The organism is Nonomuraea sp. NPDC049714 (assembly GCF_044465295.1).
In the GTDB taxonomy this organism is placed as follows: domain Bacteria; phylum Actinomycetota; class Actinomycetes; order Streptosporangiales; family Streptosporangiaceae; genus Nonomuraea.
This window is the reverse complement of sequence record NZ_JBITLM010000013.1, coordinates 93223-117164: the sequence shown is the minus strand read 5'-3', so window position 1 is coordinate 117164 and position 23942 is coordinate 93223. Positions and strand designations below refer to the sequence as shown.

Annotated in this window: 25 protein-coding genes; 15 read left to right on the top strand and 10 right to left on the bottom strand. The window is 70.4% G+C overall.

All coding sequences use genetic code 11. The features are described from left to right. Positions 1–5: 5 nt before the first annotated feature. Positions 6–632: a hypothetical protein gene (locus ACIBQX_RS39125; protein ID WP_397013672.1), complete on the bottom strand. Its 627-nt coding sequence runs from the start codon at positions 630–632 to the stop codon at positions 6–8. A 287-nt stretch (positions 633–919) separates the two neighbouring features. Here ACIBQX_RS39125 and ACIBQX_RS39120 point away from each other — a divergent pair, with 287 nt between their 5' ends. Further along, positions 920–1429, top strand: coding sequence for a hypothetical protein (locus ACIBQX_RS39120; RefSeq protein WP_397013671.1), 510 nt, complete (start codon positions 920–922; stop codon positions 1427–1429). A gap of 105 nt (positions 1430–1534) precedes the next feature. On the opposite strand, the gene ACIBQX_RS39115 is transcribed toward ACIBQX_RS39120, so the two are convergent. Further along, positions 1535–2254, bottom strand: coding sequence for a Crp/Fnr family transcriptional regulator (locus tag ACIBQX_RS39115; RefSeq protein WP_397013669.1), 720 nt, complete (start codon positions 2252–2254; stop codon positions 1535–1537). A gap of 106 nt (positions 2255–2360) precedes the next feature. Between ACIBQX_RS39115 and ACIBQX_RS39110 the strand changes: the two genes are divergently transcribed. From ACIBQX_RS39110 to ACIBQX_RS39095, 4 genes are all read left to right on the top strand, one after another. Beyond that, a complete protein-coding gene (locus tag ACIBQX_RS39110) occupies positions 2361–2735 on the top strand; it encodes an ArsR/SmtB family transcription factor (protein WP_397013667.1) in 375 nt (124 codons plus the stop codon). Further along, the gene (locus tag ACIBQX_RS39105; protein WP_397013665.1) at positions 2732–3187 is read left to right on the top strand and encodes an SRPBCC domain-containing protein; all 456 of its coding nucleotides are present in this window, start codon (positions 2732–2734) and stop codon (positions 3185–3187) included. The genes ACIBQX_RS39110 and ACIBQX_RS39105 overlap by 4 nt, the downstream gene beginning before the upstream one ends. Then, positions 3187–3963, top strand: coding sequence for an alpha/beta fold hydrolase (locus ACIBQX_RS39100; protein WP_397013663.1), 777 nt, complete (start codon positions 3187–3189; stop codon positions 3961–3963). Before ACIBQX_RS39105 ends, ACIBQX_RS39100 begins: the two co-directional genes overlap by 1 nt. Positions 3964–4144: 181 nt before the next feature. After that, positions 4145–4975, top strand: coding sequence for a hypothetical protein (locus ACIBQX_RS39095; RefSeq protein WP_397013661.1), 831 nt, complete (start codon positions 4145–4147; stop codon positions 4973–4975). Between the two features lie 5 nt (positions 4976–4980). On the opposite strand, the gene ACIBQX_RS39090 is transcribed toward ACIBQX_RS39095, so the two are convergent. Further along, on the bottom strand, positions 4981–5583 hold the full coding sequence (locus tag ACIBQX_RS39090; protein ID WP_397013659.1) for a TetR/AcrR family transcriptional regulator: 603 nt from the start codon (positions 5581–5583) through the stop codon (positions 4981–4983). A gap of 85 nt (positions 5584–5668) precedes the next feature. Here ACIBQX_RS39090 and ACIBQX_RS39085 point away from each other — a divergent pair, with 85 nt between their 5' ends. Together ACIBQX_RS39085 and ACIBQX_RS39080 are read left to right on the top strand one after the other, a co-directional pair. After that, the gene (locus ACIBQX_RS39085; protein ID WP_397013657.1) at positions 5669–6121 is read left to right on the top strand and encodes a nuclear transport factor 2 family protein; all 453 of its coding nucleotides are present in this window, start codon (positions 5669–5671) and stop codon (positions 6119–6121) included. Further along, positions 6118–6951, top strand: a complete 834-nt coding sequence (locus tag ACIBQX_RS39080) for an NAD(P)H-binding protein (RefSeq protein WP_397013655.1) — start codon at positions 6118–6120, stop codon at positions 6949–6951. Before ACIBQX_RS39085 ends, ACIBQX_RS39080 begins: the two co-directional genes overlap by 4 nt. 34 nt (positions 6952–6985) lie before the next feature. Here the strand turns inward: ACIBQX_RS39080 and ACIBQX_RS39075 are convergent, their stop codons facing one another. Next, positions 6986–7579 (bottom strand): hypothetical protein, encoded by a 594-nt coding sequence (locus tag ACIBQX_RS39075; RefSeq protein WP_397013653.1) that lies wholly within the window; start codon positions 7577–7579, stop codon positions 6986–6988. An 83-nt stretch (positions 7580–7662) separates the two neighbouring features. Then, a complete protein-coding gene (locus ACIBQX_RS39070; RefSeq protein ID WP_397013651.1) occupies positions 7663–8313 on the bottom strand; it encodes a TetR/AcrR family transcriptional regulator C-terminal domain-containing protein in 651 nt (216 codons plus the stop codon). 64 nt (positions 8314–8377) lie between these two features. On the opposite strand from ACIBQX_RS39070, the gene ACIBQX_RS39065 reads away from it, so the two are divergent. The 3 genes from ACIBQX_RS39065 to ACIBQX_RS39055 are packed head-to-tail and all read left to right on the top strand — an operon-like array spanning position 8378 to position 10838. Continuing rightward, positions 8378–9331 (top strand): PDR/VanB family oxidoreductase, encoded by a 954-nt coding sequence (locus ACIBQX_RS39065; protein ID WP_397013649.1) that lies wholly within the window; start codon positions 8378–8380, stop codon positions 9329–9331. 17 nt (positions 9332–9348) lie between these two features. Then, complete coding sequence (locus ACIBQX_RS39060; RefSeq protein ID WP_397013647.1) at positions 9349–10014, top strand: MSMEG_1061 family FMN-dependent PPOX-type flavoprotein; 666 nt, start codon at positions 9349–9351, stop codon at positions 10012–10014. 20 nt (positions 10015–10034) lie between these two features. Continuing rightward, complete coding sequence (locus ACIBQX_RS39055) at positions 10035–10838, top strand: siderophore-interacting protein (protein ID WP_397013645.1); 804 nt, start codon at positions 10035–10037, stop codon at positions 10836–10838. A 105-nt stretch (positions 10839–10943) separates the two neighbouring features. Here ACIBQX_RS39055 and ACIBQX_RS39050 read toward each other — a convergent pair whose 3' ends face one another. Next, positions 10944–11531, bottom strand: a complete 588-nt coding sequence (locus ACIBQX_RS39050; protein ID WP_397013644.1) for a hypothetical protein — start codon at positions 11529–11531, stop codon at positions 10944–10946. Positions 11532–12048: 517 nt separating this feature from the next. On the opposite strand from ACIBQX_RS39050, the gene ACIBQX_RS39045 reads away from it, so the two are divergent. Genes ACIBQX_RS39045 through ACIBQX_RS39035 form a run of 3 tightly spaced genes read left to right on the top strand, consistent with a single transcriptional unit; the run spans position 12049 to position 14714 of the window. Beyond that, positions 12049–12888, top strand: a complete 840-nt coding sequence (locus ACIBQX_RS39045) for a lysostaphin resistance A-like protein (RefSeq protein ID WP_397013642.1) — start codon at positions 12049–12051, stop codon at positions 12886–12888. 9 nt (positions 12889–12897) lie between these two features. Then, complete coding sequence (locus ACIBQX_RS39040; RefSeq protein ID WP_397013640.1) at positions 12898–14037, top strand: sensor histidine kinase; 1140 nt, start codon at positions 12898–12900, stop codon at positions 14035–14037. Then, complete coding sequence (locus ACIBQX_RS39035; protein WP_397013638.1) at positions 14034–14714, top strand: response regulator; 681 nt, start codon at positions 14034–14036, stop codon at positions 14712–14714. Before ACIBQX_RS39040 ends, ACIBQX_RS39035 begins: the two co-directional genes overlap by 4 nt. Here the strand turns inward: ACIBQX_RS39035 and ACIBQX_RS39030 are convergent. Together ACIBQX_RS39030 and ACIBQX_RS39025 are read right to left on the bottom strand one after the other, a co-directional pair. Next, positions 14671–14904 (bottom strand): hypothetical protein, encoded by a 234-nt coding sequence (locus tag ACIBQX_RS39030; RefSeq protein WP_397013636.1) that lies wholly within the window; start codon positions 14902–14904, stop codon positions 14671–14673. The genes ACIBQX_RS39035 and ACIBQX_RS39030 overlap by 44 nt on opposite strands. Positions 14905–15131: 227 nt before the next feature. Next, the gene (locus ACIBQX_RS39025) at positions 15132–15776 is read right to left on the bottom strand and encodes a dihydrofolate reductase family protein (protein WP_397013634.1); all 645 of its coding nucleotides are present in this window, start codon (positions 15774–15776) and stop codon (positions 15132–15134) included. A 183-nt stretch (positions 15777–15959) separates the two neighbouring features. On the opposite strand from ACIBQX_RS39025, the gene ACIBQX_RS39020 reads away from it, so the two are divergent. Continuing rightward, positions 15960–16343 (top strand): glutaredoxin domain-containing protein, encoded by a 384-nt coding sequence (locus ACIBQX_RS39020; RefSeq protein WP_397013632.1) that lies wholly within the window; start codon positions 15960–15962, stop codon positions 16341–16343. Between the two features lie 67 nt (positions 16344–16410). Here the strand turns inward: ACIBQX_RS39020 and ACIBQX_RS39015 are convergent, their stop codons facing one another. Further along, entirely contained in the window at positions 16411–17058 is a 648-nt protein-coding gene (locus tag ACIBQX_RS39015) for an NAD(P)-dependent oxidoreductase (RefSeq protein ID WP_397013631.1), read from the bottom strand. Between the two features lie 111 nt (positions 17059–17169). Here ACIBQX_RS39015 and ACIBQX_RS39010 point away from each other — a divergent pair, with 111 nt between their 5' ends. After that, positions 17170–17562, top strand: coding sequence for a winged helix-turn-helix transcriptional regulator (locus ACIBQX_RS39010; RefSeq protein ID WP_397013630.1), 393 nt, complete (start codon positions 17170–17172; stop codon positions 17560–17562). Between the two features lie 137 nt (positions 17563–17699). Here the strand turns inward: ACIBQX_RS39010 and ACIBQX_RS39005 are convergent, their stop codons facing one another. Further along, positions 17700–23885 carry an RHS repeat-associated core domain-containing protein gene (locus tag ACIBQX_RS39005; RefSeq protein WP_397013629.1) on the bottom strand — a complete coding sequence of 2062 codons (6186 nt, stop codon included), beginning with the start codon at positions 23883–23885 and terminating at the stop codon, positions 17700–17702. Positions 23886–23942 lie beyond the last annotated feature (57 nt).

Sequence of the window (23942 nt, the reverse complement as noted above, 5' to 3'; positions counted from 1 at the left end):
GCCGCTCAGCCGCGCGAGACGCCGAAGACGGCCCCACGGGCGTCCACCGGGCCGGAGTTGTTGGTGATCACTTCAGCCGTCTGGACGACGGAGGTTCCGGCAGGCTTGTCGCCGCGAGGCTGTGCCGGTTCCGTTAAGTACGACAGTTTCCGTACGTCGATATCTGGTGACCAGATCCACGCCTCCCCGTCGAACTCCTTCTCGCGCACTCGTACGGGAGTGAACGCGTCGACCGCATAGGAGGTGTGGCCCTGGCGTACCGTCTCGGAGAACACTCGGCCGGAGAGTATTAGAACCAGATTCGCATTCTCGTTGTCATGAAGGACGCGCTTGAGCGGCTGCCATGCGATCAGCCGGCTTACCTCTACCACGGCCTGGCCCGCGAATCCGTTGGCCGCGGGATAGGCCACGCCGAAATGCACCGCGACCCGGAGCCTCAGCCGGTCCTCGACGGCGAGCCCGTTGTTACGCCGCCGCAGCGCCTCGGCCAGGGCGCGGACGTAGTCGTCGACGACCGCCGGCTCCGACTCGGTCGGCGGCAGCACCGCCAGCTCACCGTCCCCTTCGGGATGGACGTCCCACCGCCCCCGATCCCGGCCGGCGGCCACGGCGGCGCGTTCGTGCGCCGCCACGAAGCCCGCCTGAAACGCCTCGTGCCTTTTGTCCGTTCCAGAGCCATATCCGGCTGTATCGCTAGAGATAAGTAGCCTGCGGGCATATGTGCCTTCGTGCATTTTCTTTTCGATCCTCCTCATTGAGGTTCCGGTCCATCGGTAAGGGCACCCGGTCGACCAGTATGGGACGGTACCACCACCAAGATTCCCTACAACTAGGCGATTCACGGCACCTAATGTCGATCCGCCCAGCGAGCATGTAATACGACACAGATGAAATCGGTATGGCGGCTTTTCATGGAGACATGAAGATCAATGCGCCCGACGCGGGACATGAGGAAGTGGTCAGCGCGCTCACCGCCGCGACCGTGTGCCAGAGCTACGTCCAGCACGCCGACACGAAGGCCGGCGTCCTCATCGTGGTCCAGGCGGGCGGGGCCTCGATGCTCGCCGCCCAGATGGGCCCGGTGTTCGCGATCGTGCGCGGCGGCGACTGGATCGGCCTGGTCGGCCTGGTGCTGCTCGCGGCGTTCGCCGTCAGCTTCGTGGCCTCCGGCTACCACCTGGTCCAGGCGCTGCGCCCCGACCTCCGGCCGACCGACCGGCCGAGCAGGTTCAGCATCGTCAACCGTCCCTCACGGAACGCCGGTCACGGCAACCCGGCCCAGCAGGCCGAGGAGGCGTGGGCGACGGTCCGGCTGCTCAGTGAGATCGCGGCGCGCAAGCACCGCCGGATCGCCCGGTCGATCCCGTGGACCTGCCTGATGGTGGTGAACACGATCGGCGCCATCGCCCTGGGCGCGGCGGCAGGCTGACGCCACCGCAGGCTGAGGCCACTGCCCTGGACGGCGGCGCAGGCTGACGCCGCTGCCCTCGGCCGGGGGCGCCGCTCTACGCCGCTCCCCGGGCGGCTGCGGGTGTCAGGACCCGTAGGCGCCCAGGCGCTCGGCGTCGATCAGGATCACCCTGCGGTAGCTCGTCCTGATCAGGCCCTCCTCCTTCAGCTCACGCATCGCCTTGCTGACCGCGGCCTCCCCGGCCCCGACGAGCCGCCCCAGCTCGTGCTGGGCCAGGGGAACGCCCACGTCCGTGCCCTCGGAGACGGGTCGCCCGTGCCGGCCCGCCAGGTCGAGGAGCACCCGGGCCACCCGTACCGGCACGTCGTAGCCGATCATGTCCAGGCGGCGGCGGTCGGCCCAGTCGAGCCGGTCGGCGAGCGTCTTCGCCAGCGCAGAGGAGAGCGACGGGACGCTGCGCGCCAGCGTGAGGAAGGCCGCCGACGGAATCCGGTGAACGAGCGTCCGCGAGCACAGGGTCACCGTCGCCGACCTGGGCACCTCGCGCAGCACGGCCATCTCGCCGATGAGGTCTCCGCTGACCATGATGCCCAGCAGCGCCTCGACCCCGTTGTCCAGATCGGCCGTGACCTTGGCGCACAGCCCGCCCCGCGTCTCCTGCAGCAGGCAGACCGTGTCGGCCGCCGGATCGCCCTGGCTGATCAGCACCTCGCCGGGGTCCTGGTAGCGGCACTCGCCCAGCCGGAGCAGCCGCGTCTGCGTCTCGTCGTCGAGCCGGGCCATCATGCTCCCGGGTGACCAGCGCCGCCGCTGCTCGGCGCCCACCGGGCTCCTTCGCGTCACCTACCACCTCCAGGACGACCTGCTGGCACCGTACCCCCGCACACTGAGACGCGCACGTACAACCCAATGGTTGTGCAAACGGGTGGTTGTACGTATGGTCGGAGGTGTGACAGTCATCGAAGATGAGTTGAGCCTGGTGTTCTCGGCGTTGGCCGACCCCACCAGGCGGGCGATCCTGGAGCGGTTGGCGCACGGCGACGCGACGGTCAACCAGCTCGCCGAGCCTTTCTCGATCACCCAGCAGGCGATCTCCAAGCATGTGCAGGTGCTGGAGCGGGCCCACCTGATCTCCCGTACGCGTACCGCGCAGTCACGGCCGTGCGTGCTGGACACCGAGCGCCTCGACGAGGCCGCCGGGTGGATCGCCCGTCACCGGCAGGTCTGGGCCGAGCGCCATGACCGGCTCGACGAGCACCTGGCTGCCCTGCGCACCGGGAGACCGCGCACCGGGGAACCATGCGCCGGGGAGACGACGGCATGACCGAGATCGGTGAGCTGACCTACCGGCGGGTGCATCGTGCCTCCCCCGAGCTGCTCTTCGACTGCATGACGACGCCCGAGCACCTCACCCACTTCTGGGGACCGGCCGGGACCACCACACCGGTCGGCGGCATCACCATCGACCTGCGGCCGGGCGGCGTCTTCGAGACCACGATGGTCAACGACGCCGACGGCAGCACGTACACCATGAAAGCCGTCTACGTCGAGGTGCGTCGCCCGGAGCGGCTGGTGTGGATCGAGCCCGGCGTCGAAGGCGGCATGCGGACCGCGATCACCTTCACCGACCTGCGCGACGGGCGGACCGAGGTGGTCACCCATCAGACCAACGTGCCGGCCGCGTACCTCAGCGCCGAGGCCAGGGCGGGCTTCGCGACCAGCCTCGACCGATTCGACGCCTACCTGGCGGGCCTACAGGGACAAGGGAGCACCTGATGCCGACAGTGACCTCAGCCGACGGCACCACGATCGCCTACGAGCGCACCGGCGACGGTCCGCCGCTCATCCTGGTCGACGGGGCGATGTGCCACCGCGCCGCAGGACCGATGCGGCCACTCGCCGCGCTCCTGCGGGACACCTTCACCGTTCACCTCTACGACCGGCGCGGCCGGGGTGAGAGCTCCGACACCAGGCCGTACGCGGTCGCCCGTGAGGTCGAGGACCTGCAGGCCCTCATCGCGCGGGCGGGCGGGGAGGAGTACGTCTACGGCCTCTCCTCCGGCGCGGCCCTCGCCCTGGCGACCGCGGCGGCGGGTCCCGGGATCACCGGGCTGGCGCTGTACGAGCCGCCGTTCCTGGCCGACGCCGGATCGCGGAACGAGGCGTACACCGAACGACTCCACGAACTGCTCGACGCCGGGCGACGGGGGGACGCCGTGGCCCTGTTCATGACTCATGTCGGCATTCCCGAGCAGGTCATCGCCGGCATCAGGTCCCAGCCGGGCTGGGCCACGCTGGAGGCCATCGCGCCGACGCTCGCCTACGACGACGAGATCCTCGCCGACCCACGGCACCTGGCATCGGCGATCACCGTTCCGGCGCTGCTCCTCGCCGGTGGGGCCAGCCCGCACGGGCTTCAGCAGGCCGCGAAGGCCACCGCCGACGCGCTGCCCACGGCGGAGCACCGGACCCTCGACGGCCAGACCCACGACGTGGCACCGGAGGCGCTCGCGCCCGTACTGACGGAGTTCTTCAGCTCGCTTGCTCAGTGAGACTGGATCGAGCCGCGCCGGCCCGCGAAGCGTTCGAGGAGGTACTCGGAGCCGGGTGAGTTTCGGGGTCAGTGGCAAGCGAAAGCCAACGGCCTCTGGCGAAATCCCGTTGTGTCCCGCTTTGGCGGCTTGGTAGATGTGGGGACCTGACTTACAGGAGGTCCCATGTCGAGGGTGGATCGTGCCGGAGGGTAAGCGGCTCAGGCCGGGCGGCGCGCGTGAGGTCGGTGAGCGGCTCAAGTTGCACCGGCGACAGCTGCGGGCCGATGGCCGGGACTACACGGTGATCACGTTGCGGCCCGGCACCCAGGCCCGGTTCTCCACGAACCACTACCACGGGACCTGGCACGTCCTCTCCGATCCGCATGGCGCGGTGCTGCTCAGCCGCCTGCTGTGGGGGCTGTCCTTCCAGCGGCGGCCCGACACCGTGGTGATCATCGATCGGCGGTTCATCGACCCCAACCCGTTCGACGCCGAGCAGGGCAGCCCCATCGCCCTCGTCCCCGCCGAGCTGACGTACCTGCCGGCGCGCACCGCCCGGCAGCTCAGCCGGCGCCTCGCCGTACCCGGGGCCATGTCCGGTACCGTCCGGTGGCAGACGTGGGGACTGGCCGGGGCGGTCGGCGAGTACCACGACCGACGGGCCGACAGGACCTGGTGGCAGCAGTGGCATCCGGGCGAGGATGTCCGCGCCGCCGAGGTGGAACAATTCGGCGGGCTGCTCAACCTACGTGGCTCTGCCTCGTTGCTCCGCTCCTGGGCACTGAGCGTGGCCACGATGGCGGACTACGCGCACGAGGGCATGTCGTACACCGAGCTGGCCGGGCCGAAGTGGGAGCTCTGCCGCAGTGACGGCGAGGTGCAGACGTTCCGCGACTATCACCGGCGGGTGTCCGACGCCACGGTCTCCCGCAGGGAGGTGCTCGCCGAAGGGTCCGTCCCCGCCGAAGCCGCCGAGCTCCGCCCCCTGGTCTGGCGCCGGAACGAGCTCGTCCGCAGCCGTCGCCGCTGAGCCGCTCAGACCTGGGCGGCGAGGGCGCACATGAGGTGTTCGGCGAGGTCGTCGAGGTAGCCGGGCTCGATGGGGACCAGCCGGACGTGCAGACGCCAGTAGAGCGGTGCGGCTATCAGGTCGAGGGCGAGGTCGAGGTTCAGGCCGGCGGGTAGCTCGCCGCGCTCGACCGCGCGGTGCAGGACGTCCGCGCCGAGGGCTCGCCGGGGATCGCCGATGGCAGCCTGTACGGCCTCCGCCAGGGCCGGGTTGCGTGCGGCCTCGACGGTCAGGTCGGGCAGGATCAGCGAGAAGCGCGGGTGGGTCAGCCAGCCGTGGATGGCGTGCAGGGCCGCGACCAGATCACCGCGCAACGATCCGGTGTCCGGCATCTCGGCCAGCGGCACGCTGAATTCCGCCAGCACCGCCATCACCATGTCCTGCTTGGACGGCCAGCGGCGGTAGAGCGCGCTCTTGCCCACGCCCGCCCGCCTGGCCACCGCCTCCATCGACAGCCTGGCGTAGCCGTGCTCGGCCAGCTCGTCCAGCACGGCTTCGATGATCGCTGAGGTGATCTTCGGCTGGAGGATCGCGGCCCCGGTGGGGGTACGACGGGTGCGTTCGGTCATGACCGCGAGCATATCAAGTGGACGAGACGGTCCCGTCCTGTCCTATAGTCAAGGTGCCACCCCTTCCCCGATCAGGAGTCGCACCATGACCACACCACGTCGTACCGCACGCGAACTGTTCGCCGAATCGCTCCGGCTCCTGCTGGCCAAGGACATGGCCGGCTACGCCGGGCTCTGGGCCGTCGATGGAGCCTTCGAGTTCCCGTTCGCCCCGCCGAACTACCCGGCGCGGCTGGACGGCCGGGCCGCCGTCGAGGAGTACCTGCGCGGCTATCCGGACCTGCTGGACGTCCAGGCGATTGCCGAGCAGACCGTGCACGAGACGGCCGACCCGGACGTCGTCGTGGCCGAGTTCGAGGCAGCGGGCGTGGTGGTGAGCACCGGCCGGCCGTACCGTATGCGCTACGTCGCGGTCGTCACGGCACGCGACGGCGAGATCATGCACTACCGCGACTACTGGAACCCCCTGGCCGCCGCCGAGGCGATGGGCGGACCGGACGAGCTGACGGCCGCCTTCGCCGACGGGCGGACCGCATGAACGTGCTGGTCACCGGCGGCACCGGCACCACCGGCAGCCGGGTCGCCGCCATGCTGCGCGAGCAGGACGCCGCCGTACGGATCGCCACCAGGAAACCGGTCACCGGCGACCACGTCCGGTTCGACTGGGACGAGCCGGACACCTACCGCACGGCCGTGGCCGGCGTCGACCGGATCTACCTCATCGCCCCGGGCAGCGCCGTCGAGCCGGCGCCGCTGGTCGAAGCCTTCCTGGCCGGCGCAGTCCACGCCGGGGTGCGGCGGGTGGTCCTGCTGAGCTCGTCCGCGCTGCCCGAGGACGCGCCCGGCATCGGGATGCTGCCCCGGGTGGTGCGGTCGACGGTGCCGGAATGGGCGATCCTCAGGCCGTCGTGGTTCATGCAGAACTTCCTCGGTGAGCATCCCGTCGCGCACGGCATCCGTACCCGTGGTGAGATCGTCACCGCGACCGGGGCAGGGCGCGTGGGGTTCGTGGACGCGGCCGACATCGCCGCGGTGGCCGTACGAGCACTGCTCGACACGGTGCCGCACAACGCCGACCACCTGATCACCGGGCCCGAGGCGCTCAGCTACGCCGACACCGCCGCCGTCATCGCCTCGGTCACCGGCCGGTCCGTACGGCACCGGCCGGTGGACACCGCCACGATGGCCGAGGCGTTCGTCGCCATCGGCCTGCCGCCGGCGTACGCCGCCATGCTCGCCGGGCTTGACGAGGACATCCGGCGCGGGTCTGAGGACCGGGTGACCACCACGGTTCCGGACCTCACCGGCCGCCCGGCCCGGTCCTTCACCGACTTCGTCACCGCCAACCGGGACGGGTTCACCGCCTGATGTAACGATCGCCCGGCTCGAAGCGGGCACTGACTCACTCCACCCACCACCAGCCGTCGCCGAGATCATGGGCAGGGGCGCCGAGGTCGCCCGCCGCCGTTCTGAACAGCTGGTGAGGGTGCGCCAGGCCCGGTATGTAGGCGAAGCCGGCACCGGTTTCCGCGCGCCACTGATCGACGAAGACCGGGAAGTACAGTCCGTTCTCCTGGGCCTGTATCTCACCGCTGACGGTCAGGGACCTCATCCACGCGGGCACCACGAGGGGCCGGCCCCTCTCGTAGGCGGAGGCGACCTCGGCGAACGCCTCGCCGCGTAGCCAAAGCATGCTCTTCACGCTGGTGATGGGCCAGTCGGTGGTCCATAACACCGCCCCGACGGTCACCGCGAGCGTCAACGTCACCCAGGCCCGGACGTACGCCCTGATCGACACGTACGAGATCACGGCGGTGAACGTCCACACACCGGCCGACAGCCACCCGAGGCCGATCAGCAGCCAGGCGAACAGCCAGATGGTGTGAAAAATCGGGATGTAGAAGTAGTAGGCGGCGCCCAGGAACAGCCAGCCGAGGAACGCCATGAGCGCGGGCACCCTCCACCAGCGAGGGGCCCTCGCGTCGCCCAGTGCCATGCCCCGCAGTGTGACGCTCCACCGAGCGATGACACCACACCTTGATCCATAGTTTCACGGTATCTGCACCGTATCCGGACACTTCAGGCCATGGGGCGGCATTCCGCTTTCAGGCCGGCCAGCAGGACGCGCAGGCCGAATTCGAAGCGGGCGTCGAAGTCGAGGAATCCCTCGACGGAGCCGGTCGTGAGACCGGGGTAGCGTCCGACGCCCACGGCGGCGGTGAGCGTTTCGTACTCGTCGCCGGCCGCGCCCTGCTGTTCGAGCACCTCGCCCAGGACGTAGCAGAAGACCGTGGTGCCGCTCCACATCGCCGTCTTCTCGGCGAAGCCCGCCTTGGCCATCACCGTCATCCACATCTCGGCGAGCGTCAGCGTCGGCTGCTTCGCCGCGTAGTTGCCACCGACGATGCGGGCCCCGTCGCGCTGGGCCAGCAACTTCTCCCGTAGCACCCGCGCGAAGCCCGCGATGAGGTCGGCCCAGTCCGCGCCGCCGGGACGGACATGGTCGAGCACCTCGGTGAGGATCATCTCCGACATCTCATCCAGCAGCGCCTGCTTGCCGTCGAAGAGCCGGTAGATCGTCGGAAGCTGCACACCCAGGCTCGCGGCCAGCCGGCGCATGGTCAGCGAGTCCAGGCCCCCGGCGTCGACCAGCGCGAGCGCTGCGCGCGCCACCTCGTCCGGCCGTGGCGGACCTTTTCTGGCCTGTTTTCCTTCGGTCCCGGTTGACACGTTAACGATGTTAACACTACCGTGAGGCTCGCCTTTGATAACGCTGTTAACATTCGGGGGGATCATGCTCGCTGTCCAACAGGCGGAGCTCACGATGGTGGTTCGCCAGCTCCGCTGGGAGGCCGCCGGAGTGGTGTCCGTCGAGCTCACCGCCGCAGACGGGCAGGACCTGCCGCCCTGGCGGCCCGGCGCCCACGTCGAGCTCATCCTGCCCACCGGCATCGCGCGGCACTACTCCCTGTGCGGCTCGCCGGAGGACCGCTCCGCCTACCGCGTCACCGTCCTGCGCGAGCGGATCAGCCGCGGCGGCTCGGAGTACGTGCACACGTTCCTGCGCCCGGGGCAGCCGGTGCGGCTGCGCGGCCCACGGGACAACTTCGGGTTCACGCCTGCGGAGTCGTACCTGTTCATCGCGGGTGGGATCGGCATCACACCGATCCTGCCGATGGCGCGCGAGGCCGCCGACCGGGGTGCGGCCTGGCAGCTCGTGTACGGCGGCCGCCGCGCCTCGTCCATGGCCTTCCTCGACGAGCTCCGGCGCTACCCGGAGCAGGTCCACCTGTATCCGGAGGACGAGGTGGGCCGGATACCGCTGGGTGAGTGGCTGGACAGGCCGCGCGAGGCCACCGACATCTACGCGTGCGGCCCGGAAGCCCTGCTCACGGCCGTCGAGGCCGCCGGCGCGCACTGGCGGCCAGGTGCCCTGAACCTGGAGCGGTTCAGGCCGCGCCCCAAGCCGGCCCGGGAGGACAGCGCGGTGGAGGTGGTGTGCGCCCGATCCGATCGCACCGTCACCGTGCCGCCCGGCCGCAGCATCCTCGGCGCGCTCCAGGACGAGGGCCTGCCGGTGACCGGCTCGTGCCGGGAGGGCGTGTGCGGCACCTGCGAGACGCGCGTGCTCGACGGCCAGCCCGACCACCGGGACGACATCCTGTCCGACCAGGATCGCGCCACCGGCGACCGCATGTACATCTGCGTTTCCCGGGCCCTGAGCTCCCGGCTCGTGCTCGACCTGTAGGCCTCGGAGGAGATTCCATGAGCATCGAGACGGCGGCCGACCGCTATCGGCCCATCGACCTCGCGCGTGTACGTGAGGTCATCGGCCACCCCATGCCGTTCATCGCGGCCAAGAAGGAGCCCGCGATCGGCGAGTTCGCGATGAGGTTCATCGCGCACAGCACGTTCTTCTGCGTCTCCACCGCCGACGAGAACGGGCAACTGGACAACAGCCCCAGGGGCGACCCGCCCGGGTCGGTGCGGGTGCTGGACCCATGGACACTGGCCGTTCCCGACCGTCCGGGCAACAAGATCGCCGACTCCTTCACGAACATCACCCGCAACCCGGCCGTGGGCCTGGTCTTCTTCGTGCCGGGCGTACGCGAGGTCATACGGGTCAACGGGGACGCGTTCGTCACCGACGATCCGGAGTTGCTGGACATGCTCGGCGCCGAGGGCAAACCGGCCCTGCTCGCCACGGTCGTGCGCGTACGGGAGGTCTACTCGCAGTGTGGCAAGGCGGTCATCCGCGGCAAGCTGTGGGACGGCGACCAGCGTCATCTCGCCGAGGCCTGCGCGGCGGGCGGCGACATCGGCAACCTGATGGTGGCCGAGAGCGCCGGCAAGATGGCCGCCGCCCTCGGCTCCCACCTGACCCGACTCGGCTCCATGCTCGAGCACGACTACCAGCACGGCCTGTATTAGGCCGCCGAAGGAGCCTGACGATGTTCAAGGTGCGCCGGCCGGGCACACGGCGGATGATCAACTTGGAGGTTCTCGACAACACCCGCGTCAGCCCCGGCTTCACCCGCCTCACCTTCGGCGGACCCGAGCTGAAGCATCTGGAGAACTCGGGCCACGACCAGGTGGTCCGCCTGTTCTTCGCCCGTGAAGGGCAGCCGGAGCTGCGGATGCCGACCGTGTCGAACGACGTGTGGCTCGCGCAGCTGCTGCTCCTGCCGAAGACGCGCCGGCCATGGGTGCGCAGCTTCACCGTCCGCCGGTTCCGGCCCGAGGAGTGCGAGCTGGAGATCGAGGTCGCGATGCACGGCGACACCGGTCCCGCCTCGGCCTGGGCGGCACGGGCCAAGCCCGGCGACCAGGCCGGCGTCTTCGACGAGGGCATCGCGTACCTGCCCCCGGAGCATGCCGCCTGGCAACTGCTGGTCGGCGACGAGAGCGCCCTGCCGGCGATCCTCTCCATCCTGGAGCACGCCCCCGCGTCGCTGGTGGCGGAGGTCTTCCTGGAAGTGCCCGAGAGCGCGGACATCCGGGAGGACGTCATCCGCCCGGAAGGGGTCCGGATCCACTGGATCGCCCGGGACGGCGCCCGGACGGTGCCGGGGATGCTCGCCCTTGAGGCGGTCAGGAACGCGACCCTGCCACCGGGGCCGTTCTACACCTGGGCCGCCGGCGAGGCCAAGCTGCCCACCGGCGTGCGGCGGCATCTGGTGACCGACCGCGGGGTGCCCAAGTCGGACATCGCGTTCATCGGCTACTGGCGTCACGGCCGCTCCAGCCCCGGCTGACCGCTATCCGACATGGTGCTGACCGTCTTCACAGAGTGACCGGTCCGTCGAACCGGCAGGGGTAACCGCCCGGCCAGCAGCGCCAGCGGGCCTTCCTGATCGTGGTCATGGCCGACGGGTCAGGACCTCGCTGACCCGGCTGTGCCGCTCCACCATCGCGGCCAACCCCGGGTCGATGAAGCGCAGGCACTCCAGGATCGCGTCGTGGTCGGCGGTCAGGTGACGATGGTGGATCGGCCCGTGGTGGGCGATCTTGTTACGGAAGATACGCAGGTAGTCCACCTTGCGGTGCAGGTTTTGGCGAGGACCTCGATAGCCCGGGAAGGCTCGGTACAGAGCGGGGCGCCACAGCCGTTGGTCGTAGCCGTCGCCGCGGCCGAGCAGGGACACGTAGAAGCCGAACGGCAGCTCTTCGCTGATGAGGCGCGGGGTGATAGGCAGACCGATGGTCCGTAGCTTTTGCTCGGCCACGCTGATGCGCTGGCGGCCACTGTAGACGAGCTGCGTCCCGGGAGCGTTCCACCAGTCGTCCTGGACGAAGTGGGCGACCAGCTCACGCGTCATGACACTGCGCATGGCCAGCTCCAAATATTGCAGCGGCCCGTAGAACGCCCCGCTGATCTCGGTGTTCCACCAGTGCAGCCGCAGCGCGGCGACCGGGTCGTCGGCGCAGCGCATTGCGTAGTCGGCCATGCGCAGAGGTGACATGAGGTCACTGAGCCGTCTGGCCTCGGCTTCCTGCATCAGGGCTGCCTTTCGGTTTCCTGCAGTTCCCTATCAGGACGAGGGGTGGTACGGTCGAGCCATAAGCCCCGGTTATGCCTCTGCTTCGCACGCAGCCGGGGCACAGCTCTGTCTAGGAGCAGAACGTTCAGCTCGCGCTGCGCTCGCGGCGCAGTTCTCGGGCGGCTTGGGCGCGTGCGCAGTTCGTCCAGCAGTATTTCACTCCCTGGCTACAGTGCTGCCCGTGCGGCAGCGAGAGACATCACCGAATAACAGCTCACCCGCGCCGCCGCCCTCGTACCCACCCCCGCCATGAAGAACGACCTGAACCCAGCTCGCTGTGCCCTCAGCCCGGAATCTGCGACCTGACCTCCCCCATGAGAGCTACCCGGATCGCCCACCTGCTGGTGATTCGCCGGTCCGGGGCGAGCTCATAGCGTTCTCGATGGGTCGCCGACCGCGGCGCCCGACGCCGATGGAGGTCACCGTGAGCACGACACCCACCCCACAGAACGCCCAGCCACGCGACGGCCGGATGCGCAGGATCGCCCGGTTACCGCTCGTCTGGATGCTGATCGGGGTGGTCGGCGTCGGCGTGGTGTCGGCCCTGACCGCGAGCGGTCCCCCGGTGGTCATCATCGTGGGCGCGGCCGCCGCGATCGCCGTCTACTGGGCGGTCATGCGCTTCGTCGCAGGACGGCCCACGCCGGAGATCGCCAGAGCCGGGGCCAGGCGGGAGGCGCTGTTCGGGGCCGGGATCGGGCTGGGGTTCGTGCTCGTGTCCGCGCTCCTGATCGCGATCCTCGGCGGTTACTCCTTCTCCTGGTCCGGGAACGGACTGTCGGTCGTGCTCACGGTGGCCGCGGTGTCCATCGGCGCGGCGGTCACCGAGGAGCTGATGTTCCGTGGCCTGGCGTTGCAGGCCCTGGAACAGCTGTGGGGCGGCCGGGTGGCCGTGGCCTGCACCGCATTGCTGTTCGGCGCTCTGCACCTGGGAAATCCGGGAGCCACGCTATGGACCTCCCTGGCCATCGCCGTCGAAGCGGGCGTCCTGCTCGGGGCGGCGTACCTCTGGCGGCGCAACATCTGGTTCGTGATGGGACTGCACTTCGCCTGGAACACCACCGAAGGGCTGCTCGGCATCCCCGTCTCCGGCCACGTCTCTCCGGGGCTGCTGACCACCGAGGTCACCGGCCCGGCGCTGCTGTCCGGCGGCGGGTTCGGGCTTGAGGCGTCGATCGTGCCCGTCGTCATAAGCTTGCTGCTCGCCGTCCCGATGCTCGTCCTCGCCCAACGCCGCGGTGGCCCGGTGCCAGGCCGCCGCTAGGCTGGCCCGGTGATCTCGAACGCGGCCCGGCCAGGCTGGTGGCGAGACGGCGCCCTCGCGGCGGTGTTCACCCTGCTGGCGTTCGTACCGACGCTGTCGACCATCGGAGCGCAGGTCGGCGATCTACCGGTGCGCCCGCTGGACGCGCCGGCCGTGGCGCTGACCCTGGCGCAGACCGTCCCGCTGGTGATCGCCGGCCGCTGGCCCGCCGCCTGCCTCGCGATCATCGGCGCCGCCTTCATGGCTCATCAGGCGCTGAGCTATCCGCCAACGTTCGGCAGCATCGGGCTCTATCTGGCCCTGTACGCCGTCGGCGCCCATCAGGTCAGGTTCCGGCGCGGCCTCGCGGCGGTGTCGACCGGGGCCTATGTCGTCATGGCGGTCGTCCTGCACAACCTGGGGTCGCCGAACCGGGTCCAGGACTTCATCGCGTTCTATCTCATCTTGGGGGTGATCTGGATGGCCGGAGCCGGGATGCGCCGGTGGCGGGCCGAAGAGGCCGAGCGCCGGCGGCTGAGCGCGAGCGTCGCCGCGGCCGCCGAGCGGGCCCGGATCGCCCGTGAGCTGCACGACGTGGTCACGCATCATGTGACCGCGATGGTGATCCAGGCGGACGCGGCACAGTTCCTGGTCGGCAACGCGCCGGACCGGGCCGGCGACGGGCTCTCCGCCATCAGCGACACGGGCCGGCGGGCGCTGACAGAGCTACGGCACCTGCTCGACGTGCTGGAGGCGACCGGCGACTCCGCGGTGGCGGACCGTACCCCCGCCCTGGGCAAGATCGGCGACTTGGTCGAACAGGCCCGGTTGTCGGGCCAGCCCGTCGAGCTCGCCGAGCACGGCGAGCAGCGACAGCGGTCCGTCGACGTGGAGCTGGCCGCGTACCGGGTGGTCCAGGAGGCGCTCACCAACGCGATCAAACACGCGACGGGACAGCCCACCACGGTCATGGTCCGCCACCACGACGATCGCCTCGACATCGAGGTGACCACCGACGGCCACGCCCCGGCCGGTCTGCCGTCGAGCGGACGCGGCCTGAACGGGCTGCGCGCACGGCTGCGCATGCTCGGCGGCGACCTCCAGGCCGCGCCCCGGCCCGAAGGCGGCTTCAGCGTCCGCGCCACCATCCCGTCCAGGAGCGACTCATGACAGACGCGCCCATCCGCGTGCTCATCTGCGAGGACCAGGAGCTGGTACGCGCCGGATATATCACCATTTTCTCCTCCCAGCCCGACATGGACGTCGTCGGAGAGGCCGCGGACGGCCGCGCGGCGGTCGAAATCGCCCGGCGCCTGCGCCCGGACGTCATCGTGATGGACATCCGGATGCCCATCGTCGACGGCATCGAAGCCACCCGGCAGCTGGCCGGCCCCGGCACCGCCACCCCGGCGAAGATCCTGGTCGTCACCACCTTCAACGTCGACGCGTACGTCTACGAAGCGCTCAAGGCCGGAGCCAGCGGCTTCCTGCTCAAGGACGCGCCCCCGGCCGAGCTGATCAAGGGCGTCCGGACCATCGCCCGCGGCGAGTCCCTCCTCGCCCCCGCCGTCACCCGCACCCTCATCGGCCACCACGCCGAACGCCTCCGCCCCGCCACCCTGCAGGCCAGGGAGGAGGTCGTACGCGCGCTGACCCCGCGTGAGCTGGAGGTGCTCGAACAGATCGCCGCCGGCCTGTCGAACGCGGAGATCGCCGCGGCGTTGTTCATCACCACCGAGACCGTGAAGACCTACGTGTCCCGGATCCTGACGAAACTCGAACTACGCGACCGCGTACAGGCGGTCATCCTGGCCTACCGGGTGGGCCTGGCGTCCAGCATGGACTGACCCGGCTCCCGTACCGCCGGACGACCGGCTCCAGATAGTCGACCCGGTCTCCGCCCAGGCCCGCCAGCTCGGCCGGGGAGCGGATGAAGGCGATGCGCTCCGGCTCCGGGTCACGACCCAGCGCCGTCTCCGCCGCCACCAGCGCCGCGAACCGCTCGCGCAGCAGCGACGCGGGCCGGCGGTTCGACACACCCGCCGGGCGACTGCCAGCGTCCTGGGGACGCCGTTGACGACGACATCCGCTATCAGCAGTCGCCCGTCGTCGGTCGGCTGCAGGACGGTGACGTACAGGGATGGCAGCCACGAGGTGGCGCTCGGGATCTTACGCAGGACGTACTGCCGGTAGGTCGTCCGCGCCCAGGAGATGGCGCATGTGCGGGCCCGCTCGCCCATGCCGGCCACTACCGCAGGGCGGCTTCAGTCGTCGCGCCCGGCACCACGACCGGGTGCGCTCATGTCCCCCGTCCCGGGCGTGCCATCGGCGAGCCCGTAGCGCAGGTACACGGTGCCCTTCGGACCGGCTACCGGCGGTTCCAGGAGGGTGACGTTCGTGGGCACCGCGCCACCGTCGAACACCTTCTTCCCGACGCCGAGCATGATCGGGTGCACCCAGAGGTCGAGACGGTCGAAGAGCTTCTCGCGCAGAAGGGTCTGCACCAGGTTCAGGCTGCCGACGACCTTCACGTGCTCGTGCCGGTCACGGATCTCGCGTACTGCCCCGGCCAGATCCGGGCCCAGCCGCGTGGACCCGGCCCACGAGAGGTCGGGCCTGCCGCGGGAGGCCACGTACTTGGGGACGCTGTTGAAGAGCGTGGCGATCTCGCTGTCCTCGCCGCCCTCCTGGTACGGCCAGTAAGCGGCGAAGATGTCATACGTCCGCCGGCCGAGCAGGAGGGCGTCCGTGCCCTCGTACGCGGCACCGACCTGCGCCCCGGCGACCTCGTCCATCAGGGGCGCCTGCCAGCCGCCGAACGGGAACCCCACCGGGTCCTCGTCGGGGCCGCCGGGCGCCTGCCCGACGAGGTCGAGGGTGGCGAACAGCTCGATGTGAATGAGGCCCATGCCTTACTCCTGATGAGTCGGTTGCCGTCGAGAGGTAGACCTGCGGGCACCGCCGGACTCATCGCCGCGACAGCACCCGGCTTGCCTCCCCCGGCGCATCGGTCACCACCCCGTCCCCCGGTCAGCGTCGTCGGAGCCGGGGCAGTAGACGGGCAGGGTCAGGACCTCGGGTACGGTCCTTGGGTGCCGACGGCCTCTGATGCGCTCTCCATCGCGGCGATCTGTTTCCTTGTGGTCTACGGGCTATGGATGTTGATCGCGAACCTGCCTCGCCGAGGCTTTGCCCGATCGTTCCAGGAGGCCGATCACGGAGGTGTGGTCCTCTACTGGCGGCCCGGCTGCCGCTTCTGCATGCGACTCCGTTTCCGGCTGCGCTTCACCGATGTGCGTTACCACGAGGTGAACATCTGGAAGGACCGGGAAGCGGCGCAGTTCGTGCGCTCTGTCGCCGACGGGAACGAAACGGTCCCTACGGTGACCGTGGGCGGAAAGGCCCTGGTGAACCCCTCGCTCCAGCAGTTGATCGACACCGTCGGATCCCCCGGCGAGGGCGGCGGGAAGCCGTGACGACCGCGACCGAGATCCCACCTTGTTGGGCGCGCCCTCGATGGACGACCCCGGCACCTTTCCGGAGTCAGTGGCCGAGGTTGACCTGGGCCCTGTGGTGTTCGCCTTTCTCGATCAGGTCGACGAACCCGAGGGCGTAGTCCGCGGCGGAGATCCCGCCGCCGTCCTCGGGCTGAACCGCGACGTCGTCGCCGAGCCGATAACGGCCGAGTCGTTCGCGGGGCATCCGTGCGCCGAACCTGAGCGCCGGGCTCACAAAGACCCAGTCGAGTGTCGCGGGCGTGGCCGGGAGGTCCTCGATGATGAGCGCCGCCCCGGCGCGGATCTCGTCGTGGAACTCTGCGGGGATGTGGCTGAGGTCGGTGACGAAGCGATCCGCCCCGGGCGCAGGACGCAGGGAGGAGTAACCGCCGACGACGAACAGGGGTACGCCTGCGGCATCGGCCAGACGCGCGATGGTGCCGTAGACGTCGCGGAAGGTGCCGGCCAGCGGGCCGCGTGGGGCGAGCGCGCCCACCACGACGTCCGCGCCCTCGATGGGTGCCGAAAGCGTTGCTTCGTCGGCGGCGTCGCCTTGGACATAGGTCACGTTCGGGATCGGCGCGTCGGGAAACGAGCGGCTCAGCGCGGTGACCTGGTGACCGCGAGCAGCGGCCTCCGCGACGATGGCCGAACCGGCGTAACCGGTGCCGCCGATGACGGTGATGCGAGACACGAGGTGCCCTTCTACGGGATGGGTGGCGTCGGGCGACGCCTGCGATTACCGTATGAGTGCAGCTCTCTAATAGGAAGTAGGCACTTTGTGGTAACCACTCAGGCTGAGTCGGTGCTCCGCGGCAGCCCCTACCGCGCGGACTGCCCGACTCGCCGCATCCTGGATCGCATCGGCGACCGTTGGACGGTGCTCATCGTGGGCGCCCTCTGGGACGGCAGCGCCCGCTTCTCGGAGTTGCGCCGACGCATCGAGGGCATCTCGCAGAAGATGCTCACCCAGACTCTCCGCGGGCTCGAACGCGACGGGCTCGTGCGCCGGACCGCCTACCCCGAAGTCCCGGTCCGCGTGGAGTACACGCTCACCGAGGCGGGCCGCACCCTGCGCGAGCCGCTGCGCGCGCTGGAAGAATGGTCGATCGCGCACCTCGGCGACGTGTCAGCGTCGCAGGAAGCCTACGACCGCGCGGATCGAGTGCCTCCTGACACCACGGATCGCGACAAGTAACGCTGCGATATCGGCGCTGCTTGCCGCTGACAGTCGCATCTCCGTCGTCTCCCCGTCACGGGATGGGCGTGGGTGGCCCACCCCGTGACGGGTGAGGGGCCCGGTCCGGCAAGGGTGCCGGGCCGGGCGCCGGATGGTCAGGGGCCGGCGGGTGGCCTGAAGACCTCCCAGATGTACCAGAGCCAGGTCCTCCCGCCCTTCCCGCTACGCGGAGTGTCGGACCGGTACCGCGTGTAGCCGGGGCTGTTCCCGGTGCCCTGGTGCGGCACGTAGTCCTTCGCGGGGCGCTGGGTCTGGCTGTACGACCTCAGCTCGCTGGAGTCGTACCGGCGCACTCCCATCTGTTCGTCGATCGAGCGTTTCTGCGAGTCGGACAGCCCTCTCCGTGGCTGGACCTGGTTGTTCGTCGAGGGATTTCGCTGGGCCTTGGGCGGGGTCGAGCGCTGTTGGGCGCGGCGGGTGGTGGGCCGGTGGTTCGGTCTGGCTCGGGCGGGTTTGGCGCGCCGGGTGACCGCGCGTTTGATCTTCTGCGCCGCTTTGGCGCGGGCTCGGGCCGCTGCCGCGCGGGCCCGCGAGGCGATGGCTCTGGCTCGGGCCCGGGCCGCCGCGGCTCGGGCGCGGGCCGCTGCCGCCTTGCGGCGGACGGCGGCCTCGGCGGCCTTCTTGGCCTTCTCCATGGCCTTCTTCTTGGCCTCCGCGGCGGCCTTCTTCCTGGCCAGCTCCGCGGCCCGTTTCTTGGCCGCTTCGATGGCCTTGCGCCGGGCGATCTCGGCGGCCCGTCGTCGTGCGGCTGCCAGGGCCGCGCGCCGGGCGGCGGCCTCGGCGGCTCGTCGGGCGGCGGCTTGGGCGGCGCGCCGGGCGGCGGCCCGCAGGGCGATCCGCAGCGCGATGCCGGCCGCGAACCAGAAGAGCTGCCCGTCGGGGTCGGTCATGGAGACCGGGCTGTTGTTGGCGTAGGCGTACCCGTTCATCTGCTGCGGGTCGGCCTCGTCGATGACCGGGTCCACGGACAGGAACCGGCCGATCGCCGGGTCGTACTCGCGGGCGCCCAGGTGCACGAGTTTGGTGGTCGGGTCGACGGTTCCGCCGACGAAGCCCCGCTCGCCGGGCCACCAGGGCGGTGGCGCGCCCCGGTCGGCGCCGAACGGGGTCTGCCTGCGGATGGCGAGTTCGCCGGTCTGGGCGTCGATGGCGGCGTGGGCGGTGCCGTGGTGGTCGCCGGCGAAGAAGTAGACCTTGCCCGCGGAGGTGCGGACCGCGACGGCCTCACCGTTGACCGTGTAGTAGCGGGTGCCGTCCACGACCTTCTTGGCGTGGTCCAGCCGCAGCTCCATGTCGTCCACGTACAGGGTGGTGTCCGTGGGGGTCTTGCGGAGCAGCCGGTCGCCGTCGGCGTCGTAGACGAACGAGGTGGTCGTGCCGCCTTCGGTCACCGACTCCAGGTTGCCTTCGGCGTCCCAGGCGAGCCGCTGTTCGGCGGTCCCGGTCCTGCGGGTGATCGTGTTGCCCGCCGCGTCGTACTCGTAGGCGGACGGCTGGCCGGGCCCGGTGGGGGTGACCGAAGTGAGCGCGTGCGGGCGGGGCTGGCCGGGGCTCGGGTAGACGTAGTCGCGGACGGTCTCCGCCCGGCCGCCGAACGCGTGGTGGGTCTCCTTCGTACGGTTTCCGGTGGAGTCGTAGGCATAGCTGGTGGCGTACGGCGCGGCGCCGCCGATCAGGTCCGAGCGGGGCGCGCCGGAGGCGCAGGCGTCGGTGGCGGTCCACGCGGCGGTGAGGCGGCGCAGCGGATCGTAGGTGAAGCACTGGGTGTCCACGTCACGGTCGGCGATGCGGGTGATGTTGCCGATGGCGTCGTAGGTGTAGCGCAGGTCCAGGTCGGAGGAGGTGCCGACGTCCCGGTCGAGTTGCGACCTGATCAGCCTCCTGGTGCCCTCCTCATGGGTGCGGGTCAGCCAGCTCTTGGGCCCGCCCGTGCTGAGCTCGTACTGCAGCGTCTCGCCGAGCTTGCTGTAGCGGGCGTCGGTGACGTACGTGGACAGCCCCTCGACCTTCGTGGGCTGGCGGAGCTCGTCGTAGCCGTAGGTCACGGTCTCGTCCGGGAGGCCGCCGGCCGCGGGGAACGTGATGGACTGCACCTGGTCGTCGGCCGTGTACCGGGTGTTGAAGACGTACGTGCCGGCGAGCTGGCCCTCACGCTCGGGGACCGTGACGCTCTGCCGGAGCGTGCGGTACTCCCGGTCGATCGCCTCGATCTTCGCCGCGTACGCCTGCCCGCCCACGTACCGGATGGACTCGTTCAGGTGGCCCTTGGCCAGCGCGTCGTAGCGCCATTCGGCCAGCGTGGTCGTGCCCTCGCGGGTCGAGGTCATCCGCCCGAGCGCGTCGTAGGTGTGCGTCAGGGTGCGTCCGCGCGCGTCGGTGCTGGAGACCTCCTCGTCCAGGTCGTTGAACATGCGGGTGGTGACGCCCTTGTCCGGGTCCTCCGTCTTGACCTCGCGGTCGCGCAGGTCGTAGTGGTGCCGCCAGGTGTTGCCCGCGGAGTCGGTCACCGAGGCGAGCCGGCCCGCCTTGTCGTAGGTGTACTTGGTGGTCGCGTACTCTCCTGCCGGGGTCGTGCCCTTGTACAGGCGCTGCTCCACCATCCGGCCCTCGGCGTCGGACAGGACGGTGGCGGCGCTCCCGCCGGGCGGCGGGGTCACGTGCGACCTGTCGGCCGCGCGCCGGACGGACGTCTTCCACTGCTCCTGGCCCTTGACGCGGTAGCTCTGGGTGACCAGCTCGCCGGTCCCGTCGAAGCTGGACACGACCTGGCCGGCGACGTCGTCGTCCGCCACGCCCAGCAGCTGCGTGCTGGCGTCGCCGGTGGCGTAGTAGCCCTCGTTGGACTTGGCCACCTCGCCGATGGAGTTGTGGAAGGTGTCGGTGACGACCCGCCCGCCGCCGGGCGCGGGCTCCTGGGTCTGGCGCGGGCGCAGCAGGCCGTCGTAGAGCTCGTGGCTGACGATGTACTCGCCGGTGGTGGCGAGTGTCCTGCTGGTGACGATGTTCGGGCCGTCGGTACGGATCTGGTAGGAGTACTCGGTGTTGGGCGACTGGCCCGCGGCCTTGTCGCGGTCGTGCTGCCACACCTTGACCAGCCGCCCGAGGGCGTCGTGCTCCAGGTCGGTGCGACGGCCGTTCTCGTCCTCCTCGGCGACCGGCTCGCCCCAGGCCGGGTCGACGTAGGTGACGTCGGCGTGGCCCAGCGGGTTGGTGGAGCGCACCTCGGTCGCCTGTGCGCCCGAGGCCGGCACGTACGCGGTGGTGGTCGAGCCGCCCGCCGCGTCGGTCTCCGACGTGACGCGGCCGTAGGCGTCGTAACCGTGTGCCACGTCCAGGACGTACCTCGGGGTGGTCCCGTCGTAGGAGGCCAGCTCCTCTTCGCGGGTCACGTCGCCGCGCACCGGCGGCTGCCCGAACGCCCGGCCGTCGAAGTGGAACCGTTCGTCCGACAGCACGTCGGCGGGCCGTTGCGGCTCGGCCGAACACGCTCTGCCCACCGTCTCGACCCGGCTGACGAAGTCGAGCATCCACGTGCCCGTGTCACGGGTGTAGGTGTTGCGGGTGCAGATGTCGTCGGCCGGATCGGCCACGTCGCCGAGGTCGCCCACCTGGGTGATCATGCCGTGCTCGTCGTAGGCGCGCTCCTCGGCGGTGCGCCGCCAGGTGCCGTCCTCCTTCAGGTCCCGGGTGGTCATCTTCGCGGACTGCACCAGGTGTGCGGTCTTCGTCACGCCCTCGAACGTGAACTCGGCCGTCTTGCGCCACCAGGGCTCCTCGACGGTGGCCGACAGCATCTTGCCGCCGTCCCCGTCGTACACGATCGTCTCCAGGTCCGCCCCGGCGAGCTGGTCGTGGTCGTCGCGCGCCTTGCCCTCGCTGTCGGTGACCTTGACGTCCTTACGGCTTCCGCTGTCCAGCCGGTCGCCGTGCATGCCCCGGTAGTAGCGGTGCTCGACCATCGTGCGCGGCCCGTCCTGGCCGTCGCCCTGCCGTACCCGGACTCGGGCGTAGCCGCGCCAGTCGGACCAGGTGCGCTCCTTGGGTTTGATCAGGATGTGCTCGGCGTACCGCCAGGCGGCCCCGTCGAGGTACTCGAAGTCGGTGACCATCCACGGGGAGCGGGCGGTCCTGTCGATCTCCACGGTCTGCGCGACGACGTACTTGTGGAACCAGTCCAGGACCTGCATCTCGTCCTGGGGCGCCCACCGCTGCGGGAAGCAGCGCTTGGTGTTGCTGTCGGCCGCGGGCGGGTTCCCCGGCGTGCACTCCTCGGGCGCGTAGTTGACCCGGATCTCCGCGCCGGCCTCGGTGTTGATCGACTGGACGCGCCACTTGTACAGCGGGGCGCGGCCCTCGTCGGTGTCCACCCGGTTCTTCAGCTGAACGCCGGCGAAGGTCACCTTCGGCAGCGTCACGGTGCCGCGGACGTGGCCGGTGTGCTGGACGGAGTTCAGCCACAACGCCGGGCTCAGGCCGTCGCCCGTGGCGGGGAAGGAGTGGGTCAGGGTCCAGGAGTCCACGTCCTGGTACCCCGTGCCGGAGCGGACCTCGGTGGTCACCTTCGCCAGCCGCTTACGGGTCCAGAACGTCGGGGACAGCCGGTCCTTGCACGTCTCGCCCGCGTCGCACTTGCGGTCGAAGGGGACATCCGGCCAGTGGTTGGCCGTGTCCTTGGTGAGCTGGCCCGGCTCGCAGGTGATGCTGCCGCTCGGCACGCACCGCTCGGCCACGGTGAACGCGACCCGCGCCGCCGGCGCGCCGGTGAACAGCTCGGCCGAGCGGTAGCCGTAGTCGATGCGGGTCAGGTAGCCGCCTCTGACGTAGGCGGTCCCCAGCTCGGGCTTCTCGTTGCGGCCGTAGTGGTTGGTCTCGGTGGCGTACCAGTGGGTGGTGGCGTTGCCGTGCCGGTCCACGCTGTAGTCCAGGTTCCACCGCCAGGCCTGCTGGCACCACGCGTTCGCGGGTGTGGAGTCGTGGCACGGCTCGCCGGCCTCGTTGCCGAACACCGGCACCGTCCAGGCGGACTTCGTCTCCGGCTTGCCGGAGGCCCAGCCGGGCAGCCGGTTCAGGCCGAAGTGGTACTGGGTGCCGTCGGTCGTGGTGAGCCGCCAGTATTCGCCGTTGTTGTCGCCGTTCGTGGCGCCGGTGAGCAGCTCGATCCGGGTGCCGTCGTCGCGCTTGGGCCGCCAGGCCTTCGTCGTGGCGTCCTTGACCAGCTCCACGGCCGAGCCGTTCAGCATCAGCGTGGCGTTGTCGTGGTCCCAGCACAGGTCACCGGTCTTGCGGCCGTCGGCCATGCAGGACTTGTAGCGGCGCTCGACGTAGCCGCCCGGGGTCAGGTCGAAGCCCTCGCCCGCCCAGGACACCTGGTTGTTGGTGGCCGAGGTGCGGCCGTCCACGCTCTGCGAGGAGTAGTTCAGGCTGATCACGGGCTCCTCGCCGCCGATCGACGGCGGCGCCCGCATCGGGTGGTTCCAGCTGAAGTCGCCCGACTGGGGTCCGACGCTCCACTTCGACGACGGCGCCAGTGAGGTGGCGGAGTAGTCGCCCGAGGCGCCCGAGGCGGCGGCGGTCAGCGCGTACAGCCGGGAGCCGGAGGCGGCGACCTCCACGTCGGCGGTGAGGGTGCCGGCCTTGACGTCGTTCTCGGCCGGCACCGGCTTCGGCTCGGGGCAGGACGCCCCCGTGTCCGTGAGCGCGCAGTCGGGCAGTTCGACGAGTTCCAGCCGCGCGGCGTAGTCACCGCCGAACGCCTGCCGGAAGCCCGAGTAGTCCAGCTCGACCTGGGCCCGGCCGCCTCTGCCGGCGTCCTGCCCCTGGGACAGGCGCAGCGCGACACCGTCGACGGCGGGCGTCTTGGCCCGGTCGAGGATCTCCACCTTGACCCGTTCCGGCGGCGGCTGGGCCCGTCTGGCCTCCGCGTTCTCGGGAGCGGCCAGACTGACCGGCAGCGAGCCGGCCTTGGCGCCGCCCGGCGTCACCTCGGCCGTGCCCGGTTTCGGCCAGGCCACGGCCGGGGCCGCCTTGAGCGCCCGCTCGGCCGCGGCGTCTTTCGCCTTGGGCAGCACGGGGACCGGCTTGCCGGGAACCGGCTCCTCCTTCTGCACCTCCGGCCGTTCCCTTGGGGCGGCCTGGGCCGGCATGGCGTACACGAGCGGTACCACGATCAGCACCGCGATGGCCGCGCAGGCCCGGACGAACCAGCGGAACTTACGCGGGTACCACTCGAAGATCAGGAAGGTCGAACGATCGGGCTCCGGGAGGTCCTCAGGGTCGTACATCCTCACCGTCCAGGGTTCGGGCATGCGGGTGCGGCCGGTCCGGCGGAGCCAGGGCAC

Excerpts from the sequence above, each read along its gene's own strand:
- ACIBQX_RS39120 (WP_397013671.1), top strand. The coding sequence starts at position 920 with ATGAAGATCAATGCGCCCGACGCGGGACATGAGGAAGTGGTCAGCGCG.
- ACIBQX_RS39105 (WP_397013665.1), top strand. The coding sequence starts at position 2,732 with ATGACCGAGATCGGTGAGCTGACCTACCGGCGGGTGCATCGTGCCTCC.
- ACIBQX_RS39100 (WP_397013663.1), top strand. The coding sequence starts at position 3,187 with ATGCCGACAGTGACCTCAGCCGACGGCACCACGATCGCCTACGAGCGC.
- ACIBQX_RS39090 (WP_397013659.1), bottom strand. The coding sequence starts at position 5,583 with ATGACCGAACGCACCCGTCGTACCCCCACCGGGGCCGCGATCCTCCAG.
- ACIBQX_RS39085 (WP_397013657.1), top strand. The coding sequence starts at position 5,669 with ATGACCACACCACGTCGTACCGCACGCGAACTGTTCGCCGAATCGCTC.
- ACIBQX_RS39080 (WP_397013655.1), top strand. The coding sequence starts at position 6,118 with ATGAACGTGCTGGTCACCGGCGGCACCGGCACCACCGGCAGCCGGGTC.
- ACIBQX_RS39075 (WP_397013653.1), bottom strand. The coding sequence starts at position 7,579 with ATGGCACTGGGCGACGCGAGGGCCCCTCGCTGGTGGAGGGTGCCCGCG.
- ACIBQX_RS39065 (WP_397013649.1), top strand. The coding sequence starts at position 8,378 with ATGCTCGCTGTCCAACAGGCGGAGCTCACGATGGTGGTTCGCCAGCTC.
- ACIBQX_RS39060 (WP_397013647.1), top strand. The coding sequence starts at position 9,349 with ATGAGCATCGAGACGGCGGCCGACCGCTATCGGCCCATCGACCTCGCG.
- ACIBQX_RS39055 (WP_397013645.1), top strand. The coding sequence starts at position 10,035 with ATGTTCAAGGTGCGCCGGCCGGGCACACGGCGGATGATCAACTTGGAG.
- ACIBQX_RS39050 (WP_397013644.1), bottom strand. The coding sequence starts at position 11,531 with ATGGCCGACTACGCAATGCGCTGCGCCGACGACCCGGTCGCCGCGCTG.
- ACIBQX_RS39035 (WP_397013638.1), top strand. The coding sequence starts at position 14,034 with ATGACAGACGCGCCCATCCGCGTGCTCATCTGCGAGGACCAGGAGCTG.
- ACIBQX_RS39025 (WP_397013634.1), bottom strand. The coding sequence starts at position 15,776 with ATGGGCCTCATTCACATCGAGCTGTTCGCCACCCTCGACCTCGTCGGG.
- ACIBQX_RS39005 (WP_397013629.1), bottom strand. The coding sequence starts at position 23,885 with ATGTACGACCCTGAGGACCTCCCGGAGCCCGATCGTTCGACCTTCCTG.